Source organism: Pinirhizobacter sp., assembly GCF_035317885.1.
In the GTDB taxonomy this organism is placed as follows: domain Bacteria; phylum Pseudomonadota; class Gammaproteobacteria; order Xanthomonadales; family Rhodanobacteraceae; genus Pinirhizobacter.
This window is the reverse complement of sequence record NZ_DATHFX010000480.1, coordinates 1-2035: the sequence shown is the minus strand read 5'-3', so window position 1 is coordinate 2035 and position 2035 is coordinate 1. Positions and strand designations below refer to the sequence as shown.

General features: G+C 65.4%; 4 protein-coding genes. 3 read left to right on the top strand and 1 reads right to left on the bottom strand.

The genetic code is table 11. The features are described 5' to 3' along the window. The first annotated feature begins 8 nt into the window (after positions 1–8). On the top strand, positions 9–269 hold the full coding sequence (locus tag VK519_RS15855) for an energy transducer TonB (protein WP_324351338.1): 261 nt from the start codon (positions 9–11) through the stop codon (positions 267–269). Between the two features lie 48 nt (positions 270–317). Here the strand turns inward: VK519_RS15855 and VK519_RS15850 are convergent, their stop codons facing one another. After that, the gene (locus VK519_RS15850) at positions 318–611 is read right to left on the bottom strand and encodes a hypothetical protein (RefSeq protein ID WP_324351336.1); all 294 of its coding nucleotides are present in this window, start codon (positions 609–611) and stop codon (positions 318–320) included. Between the two features lie 197 nt (positions 612–808). On the opposite strand from VK519_RS15850, the gene VK519_RS15845 reads away from it, so the two are divergent. Together VK519_RS15845 and VK519_RS15840 are read left to right on the top strand one after the other, a co-directional pair. Next, positions 809–1387, top strand: a complete 579-nt coding sequence (locus VK519_RS15845) for a cysteine dioxygenase (protein WP_324351334.1) — start codon at positions 809–811, stop codon at positions 1385–1387. A gap of 42 nt (positions 1388–1429) precedes the next feature. Continuing rightward, the coding region (locus VK519_RS15840; RefSeq protein ID WP_324351333.1) for an FAD/NAD(P)-binding protein at positions 1430–2035 on the top strand (606 nt) is incomplete at its 3' end.

The following is a 2035-nucleotide window of genomic DNA, read 5'->3' as shown; positions in this document are numbered from 1 at the left end:
TCGCCTAAATGCAGGCGCCCGCACCGGCCTATCCGTCGACGGCGCGGCGCATGCACATGCAAGGCACGGTGGTCTTGCGCGTGCTGGTGGATGTCGATGGCAAGCCGCTGCAAGTGGTGGTGGAGTCAAGCAGTGGCCATGCCGAACTCGATCGCGCTGCACAAAACCAGGTGCTGTCGAAGTGGCGGTTCCAACCCGCTACCGCGCAAGGCCGGCCCACGCAGGCATGGGCCCGCATCCCGGTGACCTTCAATTTGCAGGGCGGCTAGTACCGGCCGCGGGGTCGGAGTTAAAACTCCGATCCCCATCGGCGGCTTTTAGCGAGGCGCGTGGTCGGACGTGACCACGATCACCGGTGGTTTGCGCGTGGCGCGAACGATCAGCCACACAAGACCTGCCACCAGCAGCACCGGCAGCAGGGCCGGAAGCATCGCCAGGGCAACGAGGGGCCCGATCACCACCAGTGCCAGCCCGCCGAAGAGGATGCCCAGCGCTCCGCCGATGATGGTGAACAGGCCTCCGATGAGACCGAAAACCAGCTTGAACACGGCGCCGACCACGGCGCCCATCAGCCAGAGCATGCCCAGCACGAGAATGGCGGCGACGATCATGACAGCAAGCTCCTTGCAGGTTTGGCGTACGGGCCCGGCGGACGGCCGGAAGCGTAAGTGGAAGTTACCGCCGCCCGTTCCTGGGCGACAGTGAAAGAAGTACCAGACGGGGCCCTAAAACCGGGTTACGTCCGTTTAACGGCCCCCGTGATCCACTTTCCGCCGTTGACGTAGCGTTTTTCGGCAGGAAATCCCCCATGATCAAGCGATTACACGTCTTGAAGACCTTGCGTGACATCGCTTTCGATGCCGGTGCCACCGAGCATCCGGACCTCGCCAGCATGGCGCGCGAGCTGGGACAGGCCGTGCACCGCGACGGCCACGCCCTGGAACAGCAATTGGCGCCGTTGCGCGCCCGCCGGCGAGGCTTCGAGCGCTGGCTGGTGGCCGAACATGCCAAGCCCGGCATCAGCGTGCTCGTACTGTCCTGGCCCGCCAACTACGCCACGCCGGTGCATGACCATGGCGGCCTGTGGGGACTGGAAATGTCGCTGAGCGGCGCCCTGGAGATCGATGCTTTCCTGCGCGAGGAAACCACGGGCCAGCTACGCCACCAGAATCGCACGTGGCTTGGGCCGGGCGACGCTACCTGGTTTGATGCGGGCGACGCCTACGTGCATCGCTGTCGTAACCTTTCACGGCAGGAATCGGCCCTCACGCTTCATGTCTATGGCGGCGATCTGGCACAGTACATGGCCTATGAGCAACCTGGACCGACTGACCACTGGATTGCCCGCCCGCGGCAGTCCGAACTTGCCGGACGCCTGACAGCCTGACGTCCGGCGGGACCCTTGAGTGGTTCCCTAGAAGGAAAATGCATGTCTAAACGAGTCGCCGTCATCGGCGGTGGCGCGGCGGGCGCCACGCTGGTCAGCGAATTGCTGGCGCGGCGAACCCCCCGCCCACTGCATCTGGACTGGTACACCGGTTCGGCGCATCCGTTTGCCCGCGGCGTGGCCTATGGCACGTCATCGGAGCACCACCTTTTGAACGTGCGCGCCGCAGCCATGGGTATATCGGCAGCACAGCCGCAGGGCTTCCTTGACTACGCCCAGGGCATCGATTCCAAAGTTGCAGGGGCCGACTTCCTGCCGCGGCGCTTGTACGGCGATTACGTTGTATCGGAAGTCCGCCGCGCCATCGATGATGCGCGCTCACGCGGGCACGTGGTGAACATGGTGCCCATCGCCGTCGACGCCGTCGTTCCTGACGCCGACGGCGTGGACATCTTCGTGGGCGAGACATCCTCGCGCGTGGACCGTGCCGTGCTCTGCGTCGGCTCGCTGCCCCCACGCCCGATCCCGGGCGTGGACCCCGCGGCCATCGCCCGCGGCAATTATGTGGTCGATCCCTGGTCCTATCTGGCCGCCGCGCAAGCCAGCGACGAACCTCGCCAGGTCATGCTGATCGGCATGGGGCTTACC